This is a genomic window from Novosphingobium kunmingense (genome assembly GCF_002813245.1).
GTDB classification, from domain to species: Bacteria; Pseudomonadota; Alphaproteobacteria; order Sphingomonadales; family Sphingomonadaceae; genus Novosphingobium; species Novosphingobium kunmingense.
In genome coordinates, this window is record NZ_PHUF01000004.1 from 367,033 (window position 1) to 389,688 (window position 22,656).

Consider the following 22,656-nt stretch of genomic DNA (forward strand, 5'->3'; position numbering starts at 1 on the left):
TGTCGCACGCAGGAAACCATTCAACAGCGATTAAGCCGTCTTGGCGCAAACCATCGTCAATTCTACACTTTTCGCCGTTCGCAGACGATTCGCGAGTAAACGGCCACGGAGGAATCTGACGATGTCTTACGATAGCAGCAGAGTGGCACGTTGGGCCAAGCGCGCGATCGTGCCGCTGGTGATTGCGGCGCTGGCCGCCTGCGCACAGCCCTTCAATGCCAAGGTTTCCCGGTTCCAGAGCCAGCTCCCCGCCCCCCAGGGGCAGAGCTTTGCGGTCGTCGCCGACGATCCCGCGCTGGCCGGTGGTCTGGAATTCTCGCAGTACGCCCGCCTGGTCGAAGCACAGATGACCAAGCTCGGCTACACCCCCGCCAGCCCCGAAAGCGCCACCATGCTGGTGCGCTTCGACTATGGCGTGGACAAGGGTCGCGAAAAGGTCCGCCGCAGCGCCGGCTTCTATCGCGATCCGTTCTACAGCCCGTGGTATGGCTACAGCCGCTTCGGCTATGGCTATGGCCGTCCCGGCTTCGGCTATGGCGGCTACGGGGCCTTCGGGCGGCCGTGGGGCTATGGCTGGTACGATCCGTTCTTCGATGACGGCTATGACAGCTACACGGTCTACACCAGCGGCATCGAGATGAAGATCGACCGCAAGGCCGACGGCGCGCGCCTGTTCGAGGGCAAGGCCGAAGCCGCCTCGCTGTCGAACCGCCTGGGCTACTTGGTGCCGAACCTGGTCGAGGCCATGTTCACCGACTTCCCCGGAAACTCGGGCGAAACGGTGCGTATCTCGGTCGCCCCCGAAAAGAAGACGACCAAGCGCTAGGCACCTGATTGCGTGAAATCACCAAAGGGGCGGGTCCGGCAACGGGCCCGCCCTTTTCGCGTCAGTTGCCCAGCGCGACGACTCCACCGGTGGAACCGAAGCCGCCTTCGCCGCGCTGCGTCTCGTCCAGTTCATCGACCTTGAGCCAGGTGCCCTTGGTAACCTGGGCGACGACCAACTGGGCGATCCGATCGCCGCGGCGGACGTCGAACGCCTCGACGCCGTGGTTGATCAGGATCACCTTCACTTCGCCGCGATAGTCGCTGTCGATCGTGCCTGGCGTGTTGGGCACGGTGATCCCGTGCTTCAGCGCCAGGCCCGAACGCGGCCGCACCTGGATCTCGAAGCCATGCGGGATCGCCACGGCGATGCCGGTCGCCACCGCATGGCGCGCGCCCGGAGCAAGGGTCACGTCTTCGGCCGCCAGCACGTCCATGCCGGCGGCGCCGTCGGTGGCATAGGCGGGCAGTTCCAGCCCCTCGAAATGAGGCAGGCGCTTAACCGGGATCGGAATCGACGGGTTCGGTGACGGGGTTGAGGGCATCGGCAATTCTCTCGGCAAGGATCTGGGCTACCGCATCCTTTGCCATTTCCGGCAGGCTTTCGACACCCGCATCGCTAATGATATGCACGGCGTTGACTTCGCCCCCCATGACATCGCCCGACACGTCGTTGGCGACGATCCAGTCAGCCCCCTTGCGCTTGCGCTTGTCCTTGGCGTGGTCGATCACCTTCTCGGTTTCGGCGGCAAAGCCGACGACCAGCTTGGGCCGCTTGGCACTGGCCGCGACCGAGGCGAGGATGTCGGGGTTTTCGGTCAGGCGCAACGCCGGAGGGGCGCTGCCGCGCTTCTTCATCTTTTCGCCCGAGACCTCGGTGGTGCGCCAGTCGGCCACGGCGGCGACCATGACCGCTGCATCCACGGGGAGCGCGGCCTTCACCGCTTCGGCCATTTCCAGCGCGGTCTCGACGAAAACGCGGTCCACCCCCGGCGGGCATTCCAGCGCAACGGGCCCCGAGACCAATGTGACCGTTGCCCCCAGCCGCGCCAGGGCCGCGGCGATGGCATAGCCCTGCTTGCCGCTGGACCGGTTGGCGATGTAGCGCACCGGATCGATCGGCTCGTGCGTTGGGCCGGCGGTGACCAGTACGTGCTTGCCTGCAAGCTGGTCGCTGACCGGGGCGAAAGCCTCGTCCCCGGCGAAATCGGGCTGGCCGAACAGCGGATCGTCGATCAGGGCATCGGCAAGCTTGCTCCCTTCGAAGCTGTCGCCCCTGATCGGCTGCGGCGCGGCCTGGCCGGTGACCTCGTGGTTGATCGCATCGGGATCGGTTGGCGGGGCCGATTTGGCGCGGCCCTTCTTCGACAGGATCGGCGCGGCCAGCAGCACTTCGTCGGACGGCGTTTCCTCGGGCGCGGGAACGTCCTCGAAAGTGATCGAGGGTATCGCCTCGCCTTCGACAGGATCGTCCTCGCCGAAGACGCGGCGCGACTTGGTGGTGCGCTTGATCAGGCTGGAGGCCAGCCCGCCAAGGCCTATGTCGATCGACTGCGACGCGGCGTCGAAATCGAGCGGGCCTTCCAGCGCGAGCTGCGGTTCGACCGCCGGCATTGCCAGCGCCTCGAGGCTGAGCATCTGGCAGATCGCGTTCCACACCGCGACCGGTTCGGGCAGGCGCCCCGCACCGTATTCGCCGCAGGCCATCGGCCCCTCATCGGGATCGAGTACCGCCACTCCGCGCTCCATCAGGGTGCGCACGTTGTCTTGCGTGGCGGCGTGTTCCCACATCTTCACGTTCATCGCCGGCACGGCCAGCACCGGCTTGTCGGTGGCGAGCAGCAGCGTGGTGGCCAGATCGTCAGCAATGCCCTGGACCATCTTGGCCATCATGTTGGCCGTCGCCGGGCAGACCACCACCAGATCGGCCGCGCGGCTGAGCTGGATATGGCCCATCTCGATCTCGGCGGTGAGGTCCCACAGCGTGGTGTGGACGGGATTTTCCGACAAGGCAGCCAGCGTCATCGCGGTGACGAAGTGCGAGCCACCCTCGGTCAGCACACAGGTCACTTCGCCGCCGTTGCGGCGGATCAGGCGAACCAGTTCGCATGCCTTGTAGGCGGCGATTCCGCCCCCGACGATCAAAAGTATTCTAGGCCCGGTCATGGCCACCAGCTTGTGCAATTCCCCAGCCCTTCACGCAACAGGCTTTGCATCCGGGTTTCCCTGCGCCACAAAGGATAAGAGCGCGTTAATGCAAGGGGAGTGGCAATGCGTCTGATCCTGACGATCCTGGTCTTTCTGGTCGGCCTGTTCGACCTGTTCATGGGGCTCAATTTCCTGTTCAATCCGCAGGGCACCGCGCCCGGCTTCGGTATCACCGCCGATGGCGCGGCGGGCTGGTCGGCGATCCGGGCCGACTTCACCGCCTTCTTCCTGGTCATCGCCGGTTGCATGATGCTGGGGGCTTGGCGCCGCAACGCCGACCTGCTGCTGGTCCCTGCCGCGCTGATGGGCACCGCCTTCACCGGCCGCGCGGTCAGCCTGGCGCTCGACGGGGCCTATCCCGGCTGGCCGGTGCCGATGGCGGTGGAAGCCGTTCACGTGGTCCTGATGCTCGCTGCCTGGCGCGTCCTGCCGCATCACCGCATCGAGGAACTGACGTCCTGATCGCTTCCGTCGATCAGTGATTCCACGACCGTAAACTTGCGCTTCACCCGTGCAGGCCTACATTGGCGGGCACGAAAGGATTTGCGCGCATGAACGACCAACCGCCTCCCCCCAACCCGTGGGTCAAGAACCTGCTGATCTGGGGTGGTGTCTTCCTGGTTCTCCTGTCGGTGGTCTCGCTGTTCAACGCGCGCGGCGAGGTGGCCCAGCAGCAGCTCGCCTATTCGGATTTCCGCACGAAGGTGAACGAAGGCGCAGTCGCCTCGGTCGAGGTCGGTGAAAACAAGATCACCGGCAAGCTGAAGACCGGGGAAACCTTCTCCACCGTTACCCTGCCCGGCGATGAAAGCCTTGTCCCGCTACTGCAGGACAAGGGCGTGAAGTACGAAGGCAAGGCGCCCGAACAGGGCAACATCCTGGTCGCGCTGCTGTTCAACATCCTGCCCTTCGTCCTGCTGATCGCACTGGCTTTCTTCGCCATGCGCCAGTTGCAGAAGGGCGGCGGCGCCGGCGGGGCTATGGGCTTTGGCAAGTCCAAGGCCAAGATGTTGACCGAAAAGCAGGGCCGCGTGACCTTTGCCGACGTTGCCGGCATCGACGAAGCGCGCGAGGAGCTGGAAGAAATCGTCGACTTCCTCAAGGACCCCCACCGCTTTTCCAAGCTCGGCGGCCAGATCCCCAAGGGCGCGCTGCTGGTCGGCTCGCCCGGCACCGGCAAGACCTTGCTGGCCCGCGCCATCGCGGGCGAGGCGGGCGTGCCGTTCTTCACCATATCGGGTTCGGACTTCGTCGAGATGTTCGTCGGCGTCGGCGCAAGCCGCGTGCGCGACATGTTCGAACAGGCCAAGAAGAACGCGCCGTGCATCGTCTTCATCGACGAAATCGACGCCGTCGGCCGTCACCGCGGCCATGGTCTCGGCAATTCGAACGACGAGCGCGAGCAGACATTGAACCAGCTTCTCGTCGAAATGGACGGGTTCGAGGCGAACGAAGGCATCATCATCATCGCCGCGACCAACCGCCCCGACGTGCTCGACCCGGCGCTGCTGCGCCCGGGCCGCTTCGACCGCCAGGTCGTGGTGCCGCTCCCCGACATCGAAGGGCGCGAAAAGATCCTCGAAGTGCACATGAAGAAGGTGCCGCTGGCTCCCGATGTCGAGGCGCGCACCATCGCCCGCGGCACGCCCGGCTTCTCGGGCGCCGACCTTGCCAACCTCGTTAACGAGGCCGCCCTGCTCGCCGCGCGGCGCAGCAAGCGCCTCGTCGCCCGGCAGGAGTTCGAGGACGCCAAGGACAAGGTCATGATGGGCAGCGAACGCCGCTCGATGGTCATGACCGATGACGAAAAGAAGATGACGGCCTATCACGAGGCCGGCCACGCGCTGGTTTCGGTGTTCGAACCGGCGTCGGATCCGATCCACAAGGCGACCATCATCCCGCGCGGCGGCGCGCTGGGCATGGTCGTGCGACTGCCGGAGCGCGACCGCTATTCCTACCATCGCGACCAGATGCACGCGCAGCTGGCCGTCGCGATGGGCGGCCGCGTGGCGGAAGAGATCATCTTCGGACACGACAAGGTCTCGTCGGGCGCCTCGTCCGACATCCAGCAGGCGACCAGCCTGGCACGCAACATGGTGACCCGCTGGGGCATGTCGGACAAGCTGGGACCGCTACAGTACGAGGAACAGTCGGAAGGCTACCTCGGCTATGGCTCCTCGCAGCGGACCATGCAGTCGGCCGAGACGAACAAGCTGATCGACGCGGAAATACGCAGCCTCGTCGAAGGCGGACACAAGCGCGCGCTCGACATCCTCAAGGGCAACGCCGAAAAACTGCACCAGCTGGCCCAGGCCCTGCTCGAGTACGAGACCCTGACCGGCGAAGAAATCGACGAACTGATCAGCACCGGCAAGATCGACCGTCCCGATGCCCCCAAGGGCAAGGGCGTGCGGCCGGTCCCGGTGCGCGGTTCGGCTATCCCCAAGGCGGGCAAACGCTTCACCGAAGCAGCACGGAGCGCCCACAACGACTGACGGGTGGGCGATGGAGGCGGCCGTCAGGCAACTTCGAGCGCCACCAGGGCCAGGGCGAACAGGGTCAGGGCGGTGAAGGCAATGACCGACAGGGCTGCGGTGCGCCACAGCGCACCCGGCCGCGTCAGTCCGTAGGTATCCTTGAGCTGCCGGTACATGTGCAGCGGCGGTATCGCCGTCGCGGCGACGGCGATGCCGGGCAGGCCGATCAAGCCCCACAGGCTGAGCACGACGACGAGCAACGTCATGAAGCACAGCGAATAGGTCACGAATACAGTGTGGTCGTAGAGGCCGAAACGGCGCCGCCAGGCGAACAGAAGCCACACGAACGGAACCGACAGCGGGATCAGCGCCCAGGAATATTTGTAGGCGCCGGTCTGCAGCTTGTAGAGCAGGAGTTCTGGGTTGGCGGTCGCCTTCCTGACCGCGTTGGCCAGCCACGGAATGTCCGTCTTGATCGCTTCCTTGTCATTGATGACCAGCGGCGCGCTCGACGCACCGCCAGCCTTGAGCCGTTCGAGCACGGCGAGATCGTCGCGTTCCGAGGCGAGCCTGCGATCGACATCGGCCGTGTCCGCACCAGCTTTGACAAGCCGGCCGCGCTTTGCCTCCAGTTCGGCAACCGTGGTGCGCTGCTGCGCCAGCGCGACGTTCATGTTGGGCGCCAGGGTCGAACCGCCGATCACCGATCGCACCACCGCGAACATCAGGAACACGCTGAACAGGAACAGCGCGATCGGGCTGACATAACTGGCGCGGCGGCCGTCGATGTATTCGCGGGTCAGCCTGCCCGGTCGCCAGACCAGCAGCGGCAGGGTCCGCCAGATCTTTCCTTCGAAATGGAACACGCCGTGCAACAGATCATGGAAGAACGCACCCAGCGTCTTATGGACATGCGCCGCCTGGCCGCAGCCGTGGCAATGGCTGCCGATCAGCGGGGTGCCGCAGTTGAGGCAGGCGGTCTCGTGGGTATGGCCGTCAACCGCCTCGCCATGATCCGGCTCAACCGCACGCGCCGCCAGGGCCCCTTCGGCAATGCTGCCGACAACGTCATCGCCACCCGTCACGTCCGTGCTCCCCTGTGAACGGTGCCATTCATGGTCTTGTCAGCTTCGCCCGGTCAAGCCACCAATCTGCCGCCACCGAAGGAGAAGTCGTGCGATGCGAATGGTTCTGACAGCCGCTGCGGTATCTCTGGTGCTCGCCGCCCCGGCGTACGCCGCCGAACGCACGACCGAGGCGTTCTATTCCGATGCGCTAGCGCTCAAGGCGAAGGGGCCGATGGCGCTGTTCTCAGGAAAGCTCAAGCCGCTGATGGCCGAAGGCAAGGCTGCCGGCGAAGCGCTCCGCCAGCAACGTCTGGCCGCATTGAAGCGCGGCGAGGCGCCGAGCTATTGTCCGCCCGAAGGCGGCCGGATGGGGCAGCAGGACATGCTCGACGGGCTGGGCAAAATCCCTGCGGACGAACGGCGCAGGCTATCGCTCAGTCAGGGCATGTTGCGCGTGCTCCAGACGAGATACCCTTGCCGCTGACCGCCTAGGGCGTCGCTATGCCGAGCGCTGCGCGGGTGAACGGCGGCCACCAATCGCTGTACCACACCGCGACGGCGACGACCTGGCCTGCGACCAGCAAGGGGATGCCGATCCGCAAGACCCGGTGCACCGCGCCGCGCGTCACGCGGTCGTAGAGCGCGGCGATCGCCAGCAGCAGGTTGACCGCGAAATAGTAATGCACCCAGGTGTTGAACGGCCCTGTGCCAGTCACGGCGTCGAGGCCGCCGCCCCACCAGCGCTGATAGGGCCCGCCCATGATCGCGGTGGTCGCCATGAACATCAGCCGCTTGTGCGAAGGCGAATCGGCCCGGGCGCGGATGGCGAGCGCCGCGCAGATCGCGAAGGCGATAAGGACGTAGAGCGGGAAGGTGAAGAAGCGGACGTTCTCGGGGTCGGTCTGCGCCCAGAAACGCTGGCTGTAGACCTCGGCGCCGAAGCCGGTAATCACGACCAGGACGGCCAGCATGGCCCCAGCCACTCCGACAATTCCATGAAGGTCGGGCCGGCGCCGTGCGATCAGGCTGACCTGCAGGGACAGCAGCACCAGCCAGCCGAAATAGACGAAGACGTGCGCAACCAGGATTGGTGGGGCGACGTACGGCGCCTCGCCTGCAAAGCGTTGCCTGACCGGTTCGCTGAAGCCCATCGCGACGGCGAGCCACGAGGTTGCGGCAAACAGCAGCCAGAACGCGCTGTCCCAGCGGTGACGAGATGCGAAACCGGTCGCTTCCATGACCATCCCCCTCTTGCCCATCGCAAAGGGAAACAGGTTATTGCGGCCGCGTCAAACCGGACCGCGCGACAGTCTGATATCGCACGAAAAAGCCCGCGCGCCAGGATCGGCGCGCGGGCTGCATTTGTCTATCTCGCGGTAGATCAGCCGTCGTAGTCACCGCCCAGCGAGGTGTTGCGCACCGGGGCCGCAGCGGTGATGCGCAGTGCTTCGGCCTGCTGGCTGAGCGAGCCGATGTCATCGACCTCGTCATCGTCGTCGGGCAGGACGCGCTGCAGCGAGTTGACGACCGATTCCTTGAGGTTGTCGGGCCGCACGGTCTGTTCGGCGATCTCGCGCAGAGCGACGACCGGGTTCTTGTCGCGGTCGCGGTCAATGGTCAGTTCGGCGCCGCCCGAAATCTCGCGCGCGCGCTGAGCGGCCAGCAGGACCAGGTCGAACCGGTTGGGGATCTTGTCTACGCAATCTTCAACGGTAACGCGCGCCATCAGGGCACTCCAATTCGTACAAAACGTGCGGGAATGGTCGGTGTTAGGCCTTGCGCGATTCGCAAGTCAAGAAAAAATCGTATAAATATCTGTTTTTAAATAGATATTTCGATCAGTCGTAACTGTGCGCACCCAGCGAATCATCGGCCAGATCGCTAAAGCGCGTGATGCGGCTTTCGAAGCGCAGGCGGACCTTGCCGGTGGAGCCGTGGCGCTGCTTCGCGACGATCAATTCGGCGGTGCCGAAGACGCGTTCCATCTCGGCCTGCCAGGCGGTGTGAGCATCGTGGGTCTTGGCATCGTCGTTGTCCTGCGGGACCTTGGGTTCGCGCGCGGCGACGTAATAGTCCTCGCGGAAGACGAACCAGACCATGTCGGCGTCCTGTTCGATCGAGCCCGATTCGCGCAGGTCCGACAGCATCGGGCGCTTGTCCTCGCGCTGTTCCACCGCACGGCTGAGCTGCGACAGCGCGATCACCGGGACGTGCAATTCCTTGGCCAGGGTCTTCAGCCCGCGGCTGATTTCCGAAATCTCGTTGACGCGGTTGTCGTTGGCGCGGCCCGAACCTTGCAGCAGCTGAAGGTAGTCGATCACGACGAGGCCGATGTCGTGACGGCGCTTCAGCCGGCGCGCTCTGGTGCGCAGCGCGGCGATGGTCAGCGCCGGAGTATCGTCGATATAAAGCGGCAGTTCGGCAAGGCGCTGGCTGGCATAGGACAGCTGCTGGAAATCGTCGCGGCTGATCTTGCCCATGCGCAGCGCTTCGGAGCTGATCCCCGACTGTTCGGCCAGGATACGCGTGGCAAGCTGGTCGGCGCTCATTTCGAGACTGAAGAAGGCGGTGGCGGCGCCGACCGACTTTTCCGGATCGATCCCGTCGGCCATGTCGCGGCGCAGGCGATCGGCCGCGTTGAAGGCGATGTTCGTGGCAAGCGACGTCTTGCCCATGCCAGGGCGGCCCGCGAGGATGATCAGGTCGGAGTCGTGCAGGCCGCCGATCTTCTCGTTGACCGAGGTCAGCCCCGTGGTCGTGCCCGAGATGTGCCCACCCGACAGCAAAGCCTGCTCGATCATGCCGAGCGCGGTGCGCGTCGCTGTGGCAAAGCCCTGCGCCTCGCTGCCGGTGCTGGCGCCTTCGGCGACCTTGTAGAGCGCGGCCTCGGCTTCGGCGACCTGCTCCATCGGCTCCACCCGTTCGGAGGTGTCGAGCGCCGAATTGACCAGGTTGCGGCCGACCGAGATCAGTTCGCGCAGCAGCGCCAGGTCATAGATCTGCCCGGCCAGTTCGCGCGGAGCGAGAAGTCCCTGCCCGTCGGCCGTCAGCCGCGCCAGATAGGCCGCTCCGCCCAGGTCCTTCAGCGCCTCGTCCGCCTCGAAATAGGGTTTGAGCGTGATCGGGGTGACCACCGCCTTGCGATCGAGCAATTGCAGGATACGCTCGTAGATGCGGGCGTGGACCGGCTCGAAGAAGTGCTGCGGCAGGACCGGTGTGGTCAGTTCCTCGATCACCCGGTTGTCGATCAACACGGCGCCAAGGAACGCGGCTTCGGCTTCGACGTTGCTGGGCAGCGCGCGCGCGGCGGTTTCTTCAGGTCGGGAGATCAGATCGAGGTCGGCCATGGTTGACGGTTCTTTGATAGCGCTCGCCGCGGCGCGCAAGCAGGCGGCGCGGGCAAATTACTCCACAGCCTGTGGACGGTCACCAGCCCCTTGCCCAGCAATTTTGCATCTGCGAGAAGCGCCCCCCATGGCCGATCCCCGGATCATCGACATCGCGCTCGACGAAGCGACGATCCTGTGGCGCAACGCCGATATCGAACAGGAACGGCGGATCGCGATCTTCGACCTGATCGAGGAGAACACCTTCAAGCCGCTGCGCAGCTGGGAAGCGGGTCACCAAGGCCCATATCGGCTGAAGCTGTCAGTCGACGATGGCCGGCTGATCCTCGAAGCGAGCGACGAGTCCGGCCTGCTGCTTGAAACGCTGATCCTTGGCCTTGGCCGGTTCCGCCGCCCGATCCGCGAATACTTCGCGATCTGCGACAGCTACTACCAGGCGATCCGCCGCGCCACCGCAGCCGAGATCGAGACGATCGACATGGCCCGCCGCGGCGTTCACAACGAAGCGGCCGAGCTGTTGCTCGAGCGGCTGGAGGGCAAGGTCGAAACCGACTTCGCCACCGCACGGCGCCTCTTTACCCTGATCTGCGTGCTGCATATCAGGGGGTAGATCAGACAGGGCGCAACCGACAATCATGGCACGCAAATCTTCGTCCAGCCGCCTGCGGCTGCGCCTGTTCGGCGCTGTGTGGCTGCTGGCCATGGTCGCCGGCGCCTATAGCTGGTGGCAGGTCCGGCACTGGCGCCCCGACCGCGCCGACTTTCCCGTCCAGGGGGTCGAGATCGGGACTCACGACGGCACGGTCGACTGGGTCGCGCTGAAGGCAATCGGCGCGAACTTCGCCTATATCGACGCCTCGGCCAGCGCGTTTGCCCGCGACGACAGCTTCACCCGCAACCTCGAAGATGCGAAAGCGGCCAAGGTCCAGATCGGTGCGCTGCACCGTTACGATCCGTGCCAGCCGGCTGAACGCCAGGCGGCGAACTTCGTCACGGTCGTCCCCCGCGACGCCAGAATGCTGCCGCCCGCGGTCGAACTCGACATGCTGGGCGACGAATGTCCCAACCCGGTCAGCGACCAGGGTATCGAAAGCGAACTGACCACCTTCCTCAACCAGATCGAGATGCATACCGGCAAGGCGGCGATCCTCAAGATCACCTCGCGCTTCCAGTCGCGCTACAGGATCGCGGCGCGGATCGACCGGAACCTGTGGCTGGTGCGCACGCGCTTCGTGCCCGACTATGCGGGCCGCCCGTGGATGCTTTGGACAGCAAATGGCGATCTCAGCAACGAAGCGACCAGGGACGGGCTGCGCTGGGTGGTGGTGCAGCCATGAAGGAGGCAAGCCGATGATCGATCGCGACACCTTGATCTCCGCCGCAAAAGATGCGGTGGCCAGGGCCTATGCTCCGTACAGCCGGTTTCATGTCGGCGCAGCGCTAGGCTTTGCCGATGGCACGGTCGTCACCGGCGCAAATGTCGAGAATGCCAGTTTTGGCCTGACGCTTTGCGCCGAAACCGCCGCTGTCGCTCGGGCCATGAACGACGGCTGGCGCAGCGAACTGGTCGCAATAGCGGTGACCGGAGGGATCGAGGGCGTGCTTGCCGCTCCGGTTGCGCCGTGCGGGCGCTGCCGCCAGGTGTTGAGCGAACTGGCGCAGCTCGGCGGTACCGACCCCGTGGTGTGGTGCGTCGGCGCCGAAGCAGTCGGCGAATACCGGCTGTCGGACCTGCTGCCCAATGCCTTCGGGCCGGGCAGCCTGGTCTGAAATACCGGGCGGCGGCGCTGCCAGCCGCCCGGAACACTACGTTACTTGGTCGCGTCTTTGGCCGCCTTCTGGGCTGCGTCGCCAACGTCCTGCGCCGCGTTGCCGACGTCCTTGGCGGCTTCGGCAATGGCGTTGTCCTTGGCATTGCTGCTTTCGGAGCGATTCATGAAGAACATGACGCCGACGATCAGCGCAATCACCAGTACGATCGCGATCACCCAGGTGCCGCCGCTGCTCCGCGGTTCGCCGTCCTTGATGATCGTCACATTGGGTTCGTCAGACATGGTCACCTCCTGTTTTACGGGAAGCGAAACGGCGTCGGTGCGATTAGGTTCCCGGCTCTGCGAACCAGGGCACACTGGAAGGTCAGGCCGAAGGCTGCGCGTCGAGCCATTCGAGCAGCGCGCCAAGGCAGTCGCGGCCGAGCTGGGCCGATCGTTCGGGCGACCAGTTCTGCACCGTGCACGGTAGGTCGTCGTTGTCCTTGAACGGCATCTCCAGCGTCATGGCCACCGCGCCGAAACGCTCGGCCAGCTGGTTGGTCGACATCGTCAGGTTGGCCTTGCCAGCCGGGGCAACCGGATAACCGCGCCTTGTCTGGAAGTCGGGCGTGCGCCGGGCAAGGATCGCCTTGTAGCCGTCGAACCCAGCCTGCTGGGCCTCGTTCCATGAAGGGATGCCTTCGAAGCCTGCCAGGAACACGGCCGGGATCGCTTCGTCGCCGTGGACGTCCATGGCGAAATCGACCCCGGTTTCGTCCATCGCGTTCCGAATCGCCAGGACCTCGGGCGAACGCTCGGCGCTTGGATCGGCCCACTCGCGGTTGAGGTTCACGCCGGCGAAATTGGTGCGCAGATGACCGCGCCGCGAACCGTCGGGATTGGCGTTGGGCACCACGTGGAAGCGGCACAGCTGGCGCAGCCTGCGCGCCACCGGATCGGCCGGATCGGTGAGGCAGTCGAGCGCGCCTTCCATCCACCATTCGGCCATCGATTCGCCCGGATGCTGGCGGGCGTAGAGCCACACCTGTCGCTCCCCGCTCCCCAGTTCGAGGCAGTCGATCGGCTGGCCCTCGAGGCTGTGGCCGAGGCAACGGTATGTCACTCCCTCTGCCGTCGCGGTCTGGGCGATGAGGTCGTGGTGCCGCTCCATCGAATAGGGCGCGAAATAGGCGAACCAGCACACCGCGCTGTCGGGTGTGTAGCGAACGGTCAGGGTGCCGCCATCCTCGGCCTTGTCGAAGCTACTGGCGGCGCGGGCCCAGAACTGGCGATCCTCGCTGACCGCCGCGTTGTAGCTGGGCCAGCCATCAGGATAGGCCGAGGTTCCGAGACCGGTGATCTTGAGTTCGAGGGCCTGGCCGGCCGCGCCTGAAACGCGGAAATGAAACCATTGGAAGAAGTCCGAATGCTTGTCCTTGCGGATCTTCAATCGCGCCGTGGCACCGGCAATGGACAGGACTTCGATGTTGCCGCTGTCGAAGGCGGCGTCGATGGCAATGATGCTGGAGGTCATTTAACCTCGATAGTCTCACCCGATTGGCCGGGGAAGCCCCCGAACAGCGCCTCGGCCATTTTCGGCGCGGCAAGGTCGGTCGAGGCGAGGGGCGACTTGGCATCGACCGCAAAGCTTGCGCGGCCTTCCCACAGGCTGCGCGCGCTGGCGCGGTCGCGGATCATCACGCCCAGTTCTGTCACGACCTGCTGGCCCGAGCCGCCGCCAAGGTTGATGCCCAGCCCGAGGCCGATCCCGCTACCATAACTGCCGGTCGATCCGCCCACGCCGACACTGACCGGGCCCGAGCGCCGCGATGGATCGCTGATCGCGCGGCTGACCCGCATCTGCGCGACCTGGCTGCCTTGCCCGGAGGGAACTTCGCGATAACCCAGGAGGGTCAACTGCCGCTGCACCGCGAGGCTGTAGGTCTGCCATTCGAGCGAGCGCCCATCGGTGCCCGGCGCCGGTTCGACCGCGATCGTCCCGCGCGGGGCAGACGCAAGCTCGGGCGCGTGGAAGCGGGTTACCTGGACCGGACCGACCGGAGCGACGCAGCCAGACAACATGGCCAGACCGAGGGTGGCGGCGGCAAAGCGGACAACGTTCATCGACCAGGGCTCCTACCGGGGGATGACCCAGTTTGTGCCGGAAAGTCGTTTCGCGCAAGGATCTTAGCGCTTCACGCTGACCTCTCCCGCTGCAGTCGGAAATCCGTCGAACAGGGCATGGGCGAGCCGCGTGGCGATCGCAGCGTCGGTCCACTTGTCGTCGCCGTCGCGCGTTGCGATGGCCGCGCGGCCTTCCCACAGAACCGCGTTGGTCGCGCGGTCGAGGATCCGTGCTTCGAGCGTGGTGCCGATCAGCGCCTTCAGCGGCTTCGTGGCATCGATGTTGAGGCCAAGGCCGATCATCGATCCGCGGTTGGAGAGGCCGACGCTCCTTTCGCCGCTGACCGGATGGCGCTTCGCCTCGGCCGGGACCAGTTCGCTACGCTTGATGCGCACTTCGGCAATCTGTCCGCTGGCGGCGCTGGTTGCAGCCTGGTAGCCCGATGCGAGAAGTTCGCTTTCTACCGCCGCCTGGAAGGTCGCATCCTGGCGCAGGTCCGCTCCCCCCGCACCGCCCGGCATGGCTACGACGGCGATGGTGCCGTGACGCAGGGCTTCCGCAGCATCGCCTTCCGCGATGAAGCGGGCGACGTCGATCCGCCCTTCGCCGCTGGTGCGCCCCCGCGAGCGCCAGTCCGATTCATAGGATTGACTCCCCAGCTCCTTGCCGCGATCCCAGGGTCCCGGCCGCGCGCTGGCGGCGCTAGCCGACGCGGCGGAGAGCAGCGCCAGAACGGCAAGGCGGGCATTGCGGGAACGGGGCATGAAGCAACTCCTGTACAGCACGGTCGGGCACAAAGCTGTTGCGCCAAGTCCGCATACCGTCGCCGCCCCTTGCCGAGCGATGAACAGCCCCGTCCGCGCGACAAATTAACCACTTTCATTCGCGGCCATGCTAGCAGCGCGACATCATGGTCCCTACCCATCCCGTTCTCGTCACCGGCGGCGCCGGCTATATCGGCAGCCACGCCGTCCTTGCCCTGCTCGATGCCGGCTGGCCTGTCGCCGTGATCGACAACCTGACAACCGGATTTCGCTGGGCGGTGCCCGACGGCGTTCCGTTCTACGAAGGGGACATCGAGGATGCGGGGCTCCTCGCACGGATCTTCGCCGAGCAGAGGATCGGCGCGATCATGCACTTCGCCGGCTCGATCATAGTGCCCGAATCGGTCGAAAACCCGCTGAAGTACTATCACAACAACACCGCGAAGAGCCGCACGCTGATTGCCGCCGCTGTAGCCGCCGGGGTGCCGCATTTCATCTTCAGTTCGACAGCGGCTACGTACGGCGTGCCGCGCGTGTCGCCGGTGGGCGAGGACAGCGACAAGGCCCCGATCAATCCCTACGGCATGTCGAAGCTGATGACCGAGGCGATGCTGGCCGACGTCGCCCGCGCCCATCCGCTCAATTTCTGCGCGCTGCGCTATTTCAATGTCGCCGGGGCGGATCCCCGCGCGCGCAGCGGCCAGTCGACCGCGGGGGCGACCCACCTGATCAAGGTCGCGGTCGAAGCGGCGCTCGGCAAGCGCGGCCAGGTCGAGGTGTTCGGCACCGACTATGCGACACCGGACGGCACCGGTGTGCGCGACTATATCCATGTCTCCGACCTCGCCAGCGCGCATGTCCTGGCGCTGGCAGCCCTGATCGCCGATCCCGGCCGCTCGCTGACCCTGAACGCCGGCTACGGCCGGGGGTTCTCGGTCCTCGAGGTGCTCGACGCGGTCGACCGGGCGACGAATGTGCCGATTCGCCGCGCCTTCTCCGCGCGCCGGCCCGGCGATCCCGATTCGCTCGTTTCGGACAACAGCCGCATACTGGCGACCCTGCCCTGGCGCCCGCAATACGCCAACCTCGACACGATCGTTACCCATGCCCTCGCGTGGGAGCGAAAACTGACCGCGATGCGCGGCGAAGCTTGACTTGCGGGCCGCTCGCCCGTAACGGCGCCACTTCCGATTTTCGCGGGCCGAGCCCGCAGCCGAGAGAAACCATGAAGATTCGCAACAGCCTCAAGTCGCTCAAGGACCGCCACCGGGACAACCGCGTGATTCGCCGCCGTGGCCGGACCTATGTGATCAACAAGACCAACCGTCGTTTCAAGGCGCGCCAGGGCTAAGCAGCCCCGGGTGGCGGCATCGTCCGCCGGTTGCTGACGGCCCGCCTCCGTACCCGGAGGGCGGGCCGCTGCCGTTTCTGACGCAGGAGTTCGCGTGATCATGGCGCAGGTCGAAGCGGTGGTGTTCGATGTCGGCAATGTGCTGGTCCGTTGGGATCGCCGCTTGCCATTCGTCGATCGCTTCGCCGACCCGGCCGAACTGGACCGCTTTCTTGACGAGGTCATTCCGCTCTCGTGGCACGCCGAACACGATGCCGGCCGGCCCGCCGCCGAAATGGTCGCCGAACGCAGCGCGCTGTACCCCGACCACGCCTCTCTGATCGCGGACTGGTTCGGCCGCTTCAACGAATCGATTCCCGGCTCGGTGCCCGGCAGCCCCGAACTGGTCGAGGGGCTCCATGCGCGCGGGGTGCCGCTCTATGCGATCACCAATTTCGGCGCCGATACCTGGGCCGGCTTTGCCCCCACATTCCTGCTCAAGGACCGCTTCATCGACATCGTCGTTTCGGGGGTGGAGAAACTGGCCAAGCCCGATGCGGCGATCTACGCCCTGGCCGAGCAGCGGTTCGCCCGGCGACCGGAGACGCTGCTATTCGTCGATGACAGCCAGCCCAACGTCGATGCGGCGCGCGCGCGCGGCTGGCATGGCCACCATTTTACCGATGCCGGCGGGCTGGAACGCGAACTTCAGCGCCACGGCCTGCTGGACTGAGCACAAAAAAAGACCCCCGGCACGAAGACCGGGGGCATTTTCAGGGTTGGGCTGTCAGGATGCCTGGATGTACGCTTCAGGCGGCAGCGTTGCAGCGCTGAAGATCCTCGGCGCTGAGTTCGCCCTTGGGGGTGGCGAATTTGGTGACGGCGCCGAAGGTCTTGACGACCTGGCGGCAGGTGTTGACCGGACGCGAGCCATCGATCTGGCCGACGCAGGCATCGCCCGTGCACTTCCACAGCGCGCCGTTGACGACCTTCTTGGCCGGGCTTTCAAGGCCGGTTGCCAGGGTCGCGGCGTTGGTGCTGGTGCCGGCCCGTGCCGGGGTGGTGGTGACGCCAAAGCTGGCGACCGTTCCGAGCAGGGCTAGTCCAGCGGCAAGCACGAAGCGCGGCATGGCGGTCTGGTTATAGGTGATCATGGCATTTCCCCTTGTCGTGTCAGCACGCAGGGACCGGCATTTCCTGGGAGGGAGGTAGCGTCGATTTGCGTTGCGAATTGCTACTTACCAAGATAGGTTTTCAGTTGCAACCTGCAATCGTGCAACGCAGCAAAGATTTTTTTGTGCAACCTGAAGCCGGATTGGTCTAGGGTTGCCCCAAGCATAAGGATCGCCAATGGGAAAGCTCAGAGAACCGCTCGACAGCCACAATTGCGGCCTGCCCGCGGCGCTTGAAGTGATGGGGGAACGCTGGTCGTTCATGATCCTGCGCGCCGCCTTCAACGGCCTCCACCACTTCGAGGAGTTCCTGGGCGCGCTGGGCATCGCCCGCAACATTCTTTCGAACCGGCTGGCCCGCCTGGTCGAACACGGAATCATGAAGCGCGAACCGCTGCCCGACGATCGCCGCAAGATCGAATACCGTTTGACCGAAAAGGGTCTGGACCTGCTCCCCGCTATGCTCGCGCTGCGCCAGTGGGGCGAAAAGTACGGCGAAGGCGTGCCGAGCAATCCTGTGCTGTGCGATTCGCGCGATGGCGTGCCGATCGCGGCCATCGGCATCCGCGCCCATGACGGCCGCGCGCTTGGTCCCAAGGACCTGGAATGGCGCGATCGCAGCGACGTGGGCGTGACGGAAAAAGGCGACGATTCGCTCAAGCGCCCGGTGCTGAACGTCCTGCGCTGACCATAAGACCAGGCTACGCTTACGTATTCCGGGTTTGCAATCCGCAGCCATTCTGGTGCATTACGCTGCAATGCAGCATGCCAAGAATCCGACCGAAACCGACGAACGCAAGTTTCTCGAGGCCATTGCCCGGCGCATCCTGATCCGAGCCTCGTACAACGGCACGGAGCTTGTCCTGGCGCCGCACCACCTGTTCGAACGCCACGACGAACTCTACGTCGGCGCGCTCAACACCGGCAAGGCCTGGCGCAGCGACGACGAACGTCGGCTCGGCTATTTCAAGCTGAAGGGCCTGACCGAGGTCGCCCTCACCGACGACAGCTTCGAGCCGCTGGAGCTTGAGGACAGTTCCCTGCCCCGCCCTGAAGACCGACTGTTGTTCGCGGTCTAATTGCCGTCGTAGACCTCGGGCCGGGCGATCCGCCCGACGAACAGCACCGTATTGCTGGCCGTGTCGCGAATCACCAGGTGAAACGGTTGGTCGGCGCGGAACACCTTGGGTTTCTTCACGTCGATCCGTGCCCCGGTGGTCACCATTTCAACTGCGGTGACCGCCGCCGCCCTGGTCCCGGCTTCAAAGACCTGCAGTTTCGACGCGTGACTGACGCGGCTGATGACCATCCGTTTGCCGCCAGGATCGAACATCGCGCCGAAGTCGCCCACGCCCGGCTGGAACGCGGCGCGAATCCCCAGGCCGATCAGCGAATCGTTGAGGGTCTCCTTCCAGCCGATCTCGAAGCGCGGCAGGGTCACAGTGACGCGCTCAGGTGCTGAATTGTCCAGCGCTGCGGTCAGCCCGGCATAGGCCGCCGCGCCCAGCATCGCGTCGGCATTTCGTTTCAGGGGAACGAACACGTCCATGACGAAGCGCGGGGTCGCGCTTCCGTTCTCGCTCGCCTTGTAGGGCAGGCGGACCGCCTTCCACCCGCCGCTTTCGGCATAGGAGTAAAGCGCGGTCTCGCTCATCAGCGGAAACGGCGCTTCCCGGCCGTCGCCGAACAGGAACGGCTGCGGATAGGCCTGACCGAACTCGACTACCCATTTGCCTTCGAAGAACACCGCGTTGCTGAGCACGGCAACAGTCGCCGCGTTGAACGAACTTGGCGCAACGATAGAACGGATCAGCCCCTTGGTCTCCGCACTGGCCCAGGCGTTGATCGTATCGGCCGACTGCTGCGGCGCATCCGCGAAGTCGAGCCGCGCCGCCTTGGCCGCATAGCTGTCGCGGGTGGCGACCAGGTATTCGGGCCGGAAGCGCAAGTCCTGCGACAGCCACAAAGCGTTGGCGAGCCGAACCTCGGCCGCGCCGGTATCCTGCGTCACCGCCTTGCGCTGCGCGGCGAGCGCCGCGTCGGTGGCAGAGCCCGCCGCAAGGCCGAGCGCGCTTTCGATCTCGCGCGCAGCGGTGCCCTTCGTGCCAGCATGAACCAGGCCCATCGCCTGCTGCACGCTGAGCGGGGATACGAACGTGTTCTCGGCCGGACCGACCTTTCCGCGTTCGAGCTCGAAAAGGCGGAAGCCCGACTTTTCCAACGCGGCCTGGTCCGGCTCGGCCGCCGGGAAGCTGGCATCCTCGCCCCCCGGCAGAGCGGCGCAGGCGGCAAGCGAGGCGGAAAGCGCGAGCACGGTCAATCGGCCAATCATGGTTTCTCCAACGGCAGCGGCAGGCGCAGGTTCCCCGATCAGGCGCGCGGCGCGCTGCGACGGTAACTCAGCGCCTCGGCCACGTGAATGCGACCGACCGCTTCGCTGCCCGCCAGATCGGCAACGGTGCGGGCGACACGCAGCATGCGGGTATAGCCGCGCGCCGACAGGCGCATGGCCTCGGCCGCCTGGAGCAGCAGCTTGCGCCCGGCCTCGTCCGGGGTGGCGTGACGATCGAGGAGATCGCCGTCGAGTTCGGCGTTGCTGCGCCTGGCCGTGCCCTCAAGCCTGTGCTGCTGGATGCCGCGCGCCGCCGCAACGCGCGCGGCCACCTCGGCGCTGCCCTCGGCCGGTGGCGGCAGGGCGAGGTCGGCGGCGCTGACCGGGTCGACCTCGACATGAAGGTCGATCCGATCGAGCAACGGGCCGGAAACCTTGCTCTGGTAGTCGGCGGCGCAGCGCGGTGCACGGCTGCAGGCCAGCGCCGGATCGCCGAGATGGCCGCAGCGGCACGGGTTCATAGCGGCGACAAGCTGGACCCGCGCCGGGAAGGTCACATGGGCATTTGCGCGGGCCACGTCGACCACGCCGGTTTCGAGCGGCTGGCGCAGCGAATCGAGCACGGCGCGCTGGAATTCGGGCAATTCGTCGAGGAACAGGACACCGAGGTGCGCAAGGCTGACCTCGCCCGGACGCACGCGCAGCCCTCCGCCGGTCAGCGCCGCCATCGAGGCGGAATGGTGCGGCGAACGGAACGGCCGGGCGCGGCTGATTCGCCCGTCCTCAAGTGTGCCCGCGACCGACGCGACCATCGAAACCTCGAGCGCTTCGGCCGGCGACAGGTCGGGGAGGATCCCGGGAAGGCACGAGGCAAGCAGCGACTTGCCGGCGCCCGGCGGGCCAATCAGCAACAGGTTGTGCCCACCGGCTGCGGCGATTTCCAGCGCGCGCTTGGCCACTTCCTGGCCTTTGACCTGCCGAAGGTCGGGCCCGAAGCCCGGCACCTCGGCCTCTCCCCTTTGCGGCGCGGGCAGCTGCTGCGTGCCTTTGAGATGGTTGAGCAGGCTGACCAGATCGGGCGCGGCGACAACCGACAGGCCGCCCGCCCAACTTGCTTCTGGCCCTTGTGCGGCGGGGCAGACCAGCGCCTTGCCCGCTCCGGCGGCATGAATTGCGGCGAGCAGCACGCCCGGGGTCGGCACAATCCGTCCATCAAGCGCGAGTTCGCCCACAGCGACGAAATCGGCCAATTGCTCGGCGTCGGTCACCCCCATTGCGGCGAGCAGCGCCAGGGCGATCGGCAGGTCGTAGTGCGAGCCTTCCTTGGGCAGGTCGGCCGGCGAGAGGTTGATCGTGATCCGCTTGGGCGGCAGCGACAGCCCCATGGCGGCAAGCGCCGCGTGAACCCGCTCGCGGCTTTCGTTCACCGCCTTGTCGGGCAGGCCGACCAGATTGAAGCGAGGCAGACCCGGCGCGATCTGGCATTGGACTTCGACGCTGCGCGCCTCAAGCCCAAGATAGGCAACCGTCGTAACCAGCGCGACCAAGCGTAACTCCCTTTGATCTTTAGCTATTCCTTCGCGTGATGCCCGTGCGGCACTGGTCTGTCGAGCCAAACCGCGTCGAAAACGGCGGGTAAGGAGTTCTTAACCGCCCTGCTTGGCAAAGCGGCAAGGGAGGCCCTGCGATCCTGCGACCATGCGAAAGTCCGCCCTGATCCTGCCGATTCTGCTGGCCTTCGGAGCGGCTCCCGCCGCGGCGAACGAGAGTTCGCGTGACAGCGTGAGCCTCGTCTACGAATCCGGCGACGAGACCCAGGGGGGCTCGGAACGGACCGTGGCCGCAGCGCCGCCGGCCTTGCCGCGCGGGATCGCCGCCTACGGTCCGTTCCGGGTTCTGGATGCCGCTCGCGCCGCCCTGGTCGATGTGACCGACAGCGCGAGCCCCGCGCAGTTCGCCGCGATGCTGGCAGCGCATCCGGGAATCGCGATGCTCGAAATGCTGGATTGCCCCGGCACCGAGGACGACCGCGCCAATCTCGCGCTCGGCCGACTGATCCATGCCCGCGGCATCGCCACCCATGTGCCTGCGAGCGGATCGGTCCGCTCGGGCGGGGTCGAGCTGTTCCTTGCGGGCGCGCGCCGCACCGCCGAGGACGGGGCCGAATTCGCTGTCCACGCCTGGGAGGACGAGGACGGCCGCGAAGCGACCGACTATGGCGCCGACGCGCCGCAGAACCGCGCCTATCTTGATTATTACCGCGAGATGGGCATGACCGCGCAGCGCGCCGCCGCGTTCTACGCCATGACCAACTCGGTTCCGTTCGAGCAGGCCAAGTGGCTCACCGCCGCCGACATGCGCGGGTGGGCCGGTCTCAACTAGGCCGTTCGACGCTTGACTCGACGGGGCGCCTCACGTAACGGCGCGCCTCTGTTATTCGGTCGCCTTCGCGGGCGGCGTTCTTGTTTTAGAGATTCGAAGGTTCTGTCATGAAGCGCACTTTCCAGCCCAGCCGCCTCGTCCGCGCCCGCCGCCACGGCTTCCGCGCCCGCACGGCCACTGTCGGAGGCCGCAAGGTGCTGCGCGCGCGCCGCGCCCGCGGCCGCAAGAAGCTGTCCGCCTGAGCTAACCCTTGAACCTGTCCGTCCTTTCGCGGCGGGCGGATTTCCTAGCCGCTAACCGGGGCCTGCGCGTAGCACGTCCCGGTTTTGTGTTGCTGGTGAGCCCGAACGATGCCGGTGCGATGCGGTTCGGCATCACCGTCACCAAGAAGATCGGCAACGCCGTGGTGCGCAACCGGATGAAGCGGCGGTTCCGCGCTCTCCTGCGCGAAATGTTGCCCGAAGCGGGGCTTCCCGCTCACGATCACGTGCTGATCGGACGCGATGGCGGGGTCGAGCGCGACTTTGCCAAGCTGCGCGAGGAGCTGGCCATGGCGCTGTCCCGCGCCGCGCAGGGCAAGGGCGATCCGCCACGCCGCCCGCGGGGAGAGCGGCGATGAAGCAGCTGCTGATCCTGATCGCGCGCGGCTGGCAGCTTGGTCCGTCGCGCATCCTCCCGCCGACGTGCCGATTCAGCCCTTCCTGCTCGCAGTACGCGATCATTGCGTGGCAGAAACACGGGGCGATTAAGGGTAGCTGGCTGGCGTTGAAGCGTATATTGCGCTGCCACCCGTGGGGTGGGCACGGCCACGATCCGGTGCCCTGACGCCGGACACGCACTTCCATCCGAACGACTGACGATTTTACAGGGACGCCT

General features: G+C 66.0%; 29 protein-coding genes. 16 read left to right on the forward strand and 13 right to left on the reverse strand.

Annotated elements, in window-relative coordinates; translation table 11 throughout:
• The first annotated feature begins 121 nt into the window (after positions 1-121).
• Entirely contained in the window at positions 122-826 is a 705-nt protein-coding gene (locus B0I00_RS11160) for a DUF4136 domain-containing protein (protein WP_100867461.1), read from the forward strand.
• Positions 827-887: 61 nt separating this feature from the next.
• On the opposite strand, the gene dut is transcribed toward B0I00_RS11160, so the two are convergent.
• Both dut and B0I00_RS11170 read right to left on the reverse strand, forming a co-directional pair.
• On the reverse strand, positions 888-1,370 hold the full coding sequence (dut, locus tag B0I00_RS11165; RefSeq protein ID WP_100867462.1) for a dUTP diphosphatase: 483 nt from the start codon (positions 1,368-1,370) through the stop codon (positions 888-890).
• The gene (locus tag B0I00_RS11170) at positions 1,324-2,991 is read right to left on the reverse strand and encodes a bifunctional phosphopantothenoylcysteine decarboxylase/phosphopantothenate synthase (protein ID WP_100867463.1); all 1,668 of its coding nucleotides are present in this window, start codon (positions 2,989-2,991) and stop codon (positions 1,324-1,326) included. Before B0I00_RS11170 ends, dut begins: the two co-directional genes overlap by 47 nt.
• Before the next feature lie 105 nt (positions 2,992-3,096).
• Between B0I00_RS11170 and B0I00_RS11175 the strand changes: the two genes are divergently transcribed.
• Both B0I00_RS11175 and ftsH read left to right on the forward strand, forming a co-directional pair.
• Positions 3,097-3,495 (forward strand): DUF4345 family protein, encoded by a 399-nt coding sequence (locus tag B0I00_RS11175; RefSeq protein ID WP_100867464.1) that lies wholly within the window; start codon positions 3,097-3,099, stop codon positions 3,493-3,495.
• Between the two features lie 89 nt (positions 3,496-3,584).
• The gene (ftsH, locus tag B0I00_RS11180; RefSeq protein ID WP_100867465.1) at positions 3,585-5,528 is read left to right on the forward strand and encodes an ATP-dependent zinc metalloprotease FtsH; all 1,944 of its coding nucleotides are present in this window, start codon (positions 3,585-3,587) and stop codon (positions 5,526-5,528) included.
• A gap of 23 nt (positions 5,529-5,551) precedes the next feature.
• On the opposite strand, the gene B0I00_RS11185 is transcribed toward ftsH, so the two are convergent.
• Entirely contained in the window at positions 5,552-6,595 is a 1,044-nt protein-coding gene (locus B0I00_RS11185; protein WP_100867466.1) for a DUF3667 domain-containing protein, read from the reverse strand.
• Positions 6,596-6,689: 94 nt separating this feature from the next.
• On the opposite strand from B0I00_RS11185, the gene B0I00_RS11190 reads away from it, so the two are divergent.
• Positions 6,690-7,061, forward strand: a complete 372-nt coding sequence (locus B0I00_RS11190; RefSeq protein WP_157812546.1) for a hypothetical protein — start codon at positions 6,690-6,692, stop codon at positions 7,059-7,061.
• Positions 7,062-7,065: 4 nt separating this feature from the next.
• Here B0I00_RS11190 and B0I00_RS11195 read toward each other — a convergent pair whose 3' ends face one another.
• From B0I00_RS11195 to B0I00_RS11205, 3 genes are all read right to left on the reverse strand, one after another.
• Positions 7,066-7,836 carry a hypothetical protein gene (locus tag B0I00_RS11195; RefSeq protein ID WP_198519217.1) on the reverse strand — a complete coding sequence of 257 codons (771 nt, stop codon included), beginning with the start codon at positions 7,834-7,836 and terminating at the stop codon, positions 7,066-7,068.
• Between the two features lie 122 nt (positions 7,837-7,958).
• Positions 7,959-8,303 (reverse strand): DNA-directed RNA polymerase subunit omega, encoded by a 345-nt coding sequence (gene rpoZ, locus B0I00_RS11200; RefSeq protein WP_100867469.1) that lies wholly within the window; start codon positions 8,301-8,303, stop codon positions 7,959-7,961.
• 112 nt (positions 8,304-8,415) lie between these two features.
• Positions 8,416-9,924, reverse strand: a complete 1,509-nt coding sequence (locus B0I00_RS11205; RefSeq protein ID WP_100867470.1) for a replicative DNA helicase — start codon at positions 9,922-9,924, stop codon at positions 8,416-8,418.
• Positions 9,925-10,051: 127 nt separating this feature from the next.
• Here B0I00_RS11205 and B0I00_RS11210 point away from each other — a divergent pair, with 127 nt between their 5' ends.
• From B0I00_RS11210 to B0I00_RS11220, 3 genes are read left to right on the forward strand one after another with little or no spacing between them, the layout of a single operon-like run.
• Positions 10,052-10,534, forward strand: a complete 483-nt coding sequence (locus B0I00_RS11210; RefSeq protein WP_100867471.1) for a UPF0262 family protein — start codon at positions 10,052-10,054, stop codon at positions 10,532-10,534.
• Positions 10,535-10,559: 25 nt separating this feature from the next.
• The gene (locus B0I00_RS11215) at positions 10,560-11,261 is read left to right on the forward strand and encodes a glycoside hydrolase family 25 protein (protein ID WP_100867472.1); all 702 of its coding nucleotides are present in this window, start codon (positions 10,560-10,562) and stop codon (positions 11,259-11,261) included.
• 13 nt (positions 11,262-11,274) lie between these two features.
• Positions 11,275-11,694 carry a cytidine deaminase gene (locus B0I00_RS11220; protein WP_100867473.1) on the forward strand — a complete coding sequence of 140 codons (420 nt, stop codon included), beginning with the start codon at positions 11,275-11,277 and terminating at the stop codon, positions 11,692-11,694.
• 41 nt (positions 11,695-11,735) lie between these two features.
• Here B0I00_RS11220 and B0I00_RS11225 read toward each other — a convergent pair whose 3' ends face one another.
• The 4 genes from B0I00_RS11225 to B0I00_RS11240 all read right to left on the reverse strand — a co-directional run bounded on the left by B0I00_RS11225 (position 11,736) and on the right by B0I00_RS11240 (position 14,564).
• Positions 11,736-11,978: a hypothetical protein gene (locus B0I00_RS11225; RefSeq protein WP_100867474.1), complete on the reverse strand. Its 243-nt coding sequence runs from the start codon at positions 11,976-11,978 to the stop codon at positions 11,736-11,738.
• Positions 11,979-12,060: 82 nt separating this feature from the next.
• On the reverse strand, positions 12,061-13,209 hold the full coding sequence (locus tag B0I00_RS11230) for a M14 family metallopeptidase (RefSeq protein WP_100867475.1): 1,149 nt from the start codon (positions 13,207-13,209) through the stop codon (positions 12,061-12,063).
• The gene (locus B0I00_RS11235; protein ID WP_100867476.1) at positions 13,206-13,799 is read right to left on the reverse strand and encodes a DUF4136 domain-containing protein; all 594 of its coding nucleotides are present in this window, start codon (positions 13,797-13,799) and stop codon (positions 13,206-13,208) included. Before B0I00_RS11235 ends, B0I00_RS11230 begins: the two co-directional genes overlap by 4 nt.
• 63 nt (positions 13,800-13,862) lie before the next feature.
• Positions 13,863-14,564 (reverse strand): DUF4136 domain-containing protein, encoded by a 702-nt coding sequence (locus B0I00_RS11240; protein ID WP_100867477.1) that lies wholly within the window; start codon positions 14,562-14,564, stop codon positions 13,863-13,865.
• 146 nt (positions 14,565-14,710) lie between these two features.
• Between B0I00_RS11240 and galE the strand changes: the two genes are divergently transcribed.
• From galE to B0I00_RS11255, 3 genes are all read left to right on the forward strand, one after another.
• Complete coding sequence (gene galE, locus B0I00_RS11245; RefSeq protein ID WP_100867478.1) at positions 14,711-15,718, forward strand: UDP-glucose 4-epimerase GalE; 1,008 nt, start codon at positions 14,711-14,713, stop codon at positions 15,716-15,718.
• A 71-nt stretch (positions 15,719-15,789) separates the two neighbouring features.
• Complete coding sequence (gene ykgO / locus B0I00_RS11250; protein ID WP_003046794.1) at positions 15,790-15,915, forward strand: type B 50S ribosomal protein L36; 126 nt, start codon at positions 15,790-15,792, stop codon at positions 15,913-15,915.
• A 100-nt stretch (positions 15,916-16,015) separates the two neighbouring features.
• On the forward strand, positions 16,016-16,627 hold the full coding sequence (locus tag B0I00_RS11255; RefSeq protein WP_100867768.1) for an HAD family hydrolase: 612 nt from the start codon (positions 16,016-16,018) through the stop codon (positions 16,625-16,627).
• Positions 16,628-16,703: 76 nt separating this feature from the next.
• On the opposite strand, the gene B0I00_RS11260 is transcribed toward B0I00_RS11255, so the two are convergent.
• Entirely contained in the window at positions 16,704-17,048 is a 345-nt protein-coding gene (locus tag B0I00_RS11260) for a CC_3452 family protein (protein WP_100867479.1), read from the reverse strand.
• A 196-nt stretch (positions 17,049-17,244) separates the two neighbouring features.
• On the opposite strand from B0I00_RS11260, the gene B0I00_RS11265 reads away from it, so the two are divergent.
• Together B0I00_RS11265 and B0I00_RS11270 are read left to right on the forward strand one after the other, a co-directional pair.
• Complete coding sequence (locus tag B0I00_RS11265; protein WP_198519218.1) at positions 17,245-17,754, forward strand: winged helix-turn-helix transcriptional regulator; 510 nt, start codon at positions 17,245-17,247, stop codon at positions 17,752-17,754.
• Positions 17,755-17,824: 70 nt separating this feature from the next.
• Positions 17,825-18,145 (forward strand): WYL domain-containing protein, encoded by a 321-nt coding sequence (locus B0I00_RS11270; RefSeq protein ID WP_100867480.1) that lies wholly within the window; start codon positions 17,825-17,827, stop codon positions 18,143-18,145.
• On the opposite strand, the gene B0I00_RS11275 is transcribed toward B0I00_RS11270, so the two are convergent.
• Positions 18,142-19,398 carry a serpin family protein gene (locus B0I00_RS11275; protein ID WP_100867481.1) on the reverse strand — a complete coding sequence of 419 codons (1,257 nt, stop codon included), beginning with the start codon at positions 19,396-19,398 and terminating at the stop codon, positions 18,142-18,144. The two genes, B0I00_RS11270 and B0I00_RS11275, sit on opposite strands and share 4 nt — an antisense overlap.
• Positions 19,399-19,436: 38 nt before the next feature.
• Positions 19,437-20,945, reverse strand: a complete 1,509-nt coding sequence (locus tag B0I00_RS11280; protein WP_100867482.1) for a YifB family Mg chelatase-like AAA ATPase — start codon at positions 20,943-20,945, stop codon at positions 19,437-19,439.
• Between the two features lie 151 nt (positions 20,946-21,096).
• Here B0I00_RS11280 and B0I00_RS11285 point away from each other — a divergent pair, with 151 nt between their 5' ends.
• From B0I00_RS11285 to yidD, 4 genes are all read left to right on the forward strand, one after another.
• Positions 21,097-21,780 carry an alpha/beta hydrolase gene (locus B0I00_RS11285; protein ID WP_100867483.1) on the forward strand — a complete coding sequence of 228 codons (684 nt, stop codon included), beginning with the start codon at positions 21,097-21,099 and terminating at the stop codon, positions 21,778-21,780.
• 107 nt (positions 21,781-21,887) lie between these two features.
• Positions 21,888-22,022 carry a 50S ribosomal protein L34 gene (gene rpmH / locus B0I00_RS11290; protein ID WP_039388288.1) on the forward strand — a complete coding sequence of 45 codons (135 nt, stop codon included), beginning with the start codon at positions 21,888-21,890 and terminating at the stop codon, positions 22,020-22,022.
• 8 nt (positions 22,023-22,030) lie between these two features.
• Entirely contained in the window at positions 22,031-22,399 is a 369-nt protein-coding gene (gene rnpA / locus B0I00_RS11295; protein ID WP_100867484.1) for a ribonuclease P protein component, read from the forward strand.
• Positions 22,396-22,605 (forward strand): membrane protein insertion efficiency factor YidD, encoded by a 210-nt coding sequence (gene yidD, locus B0I00_RS11300; protein WP_100867485.1) that lies wholly within the window; start codon positions 22,396-22,398, stop codon positions 22,603-22,605. The genes rnpA and yidD overlap by 4 nt, the downstream gene beginning before the upstream one ends.
• Positions 22,606-22,656 lie beyond the last annotated feature (51 nt).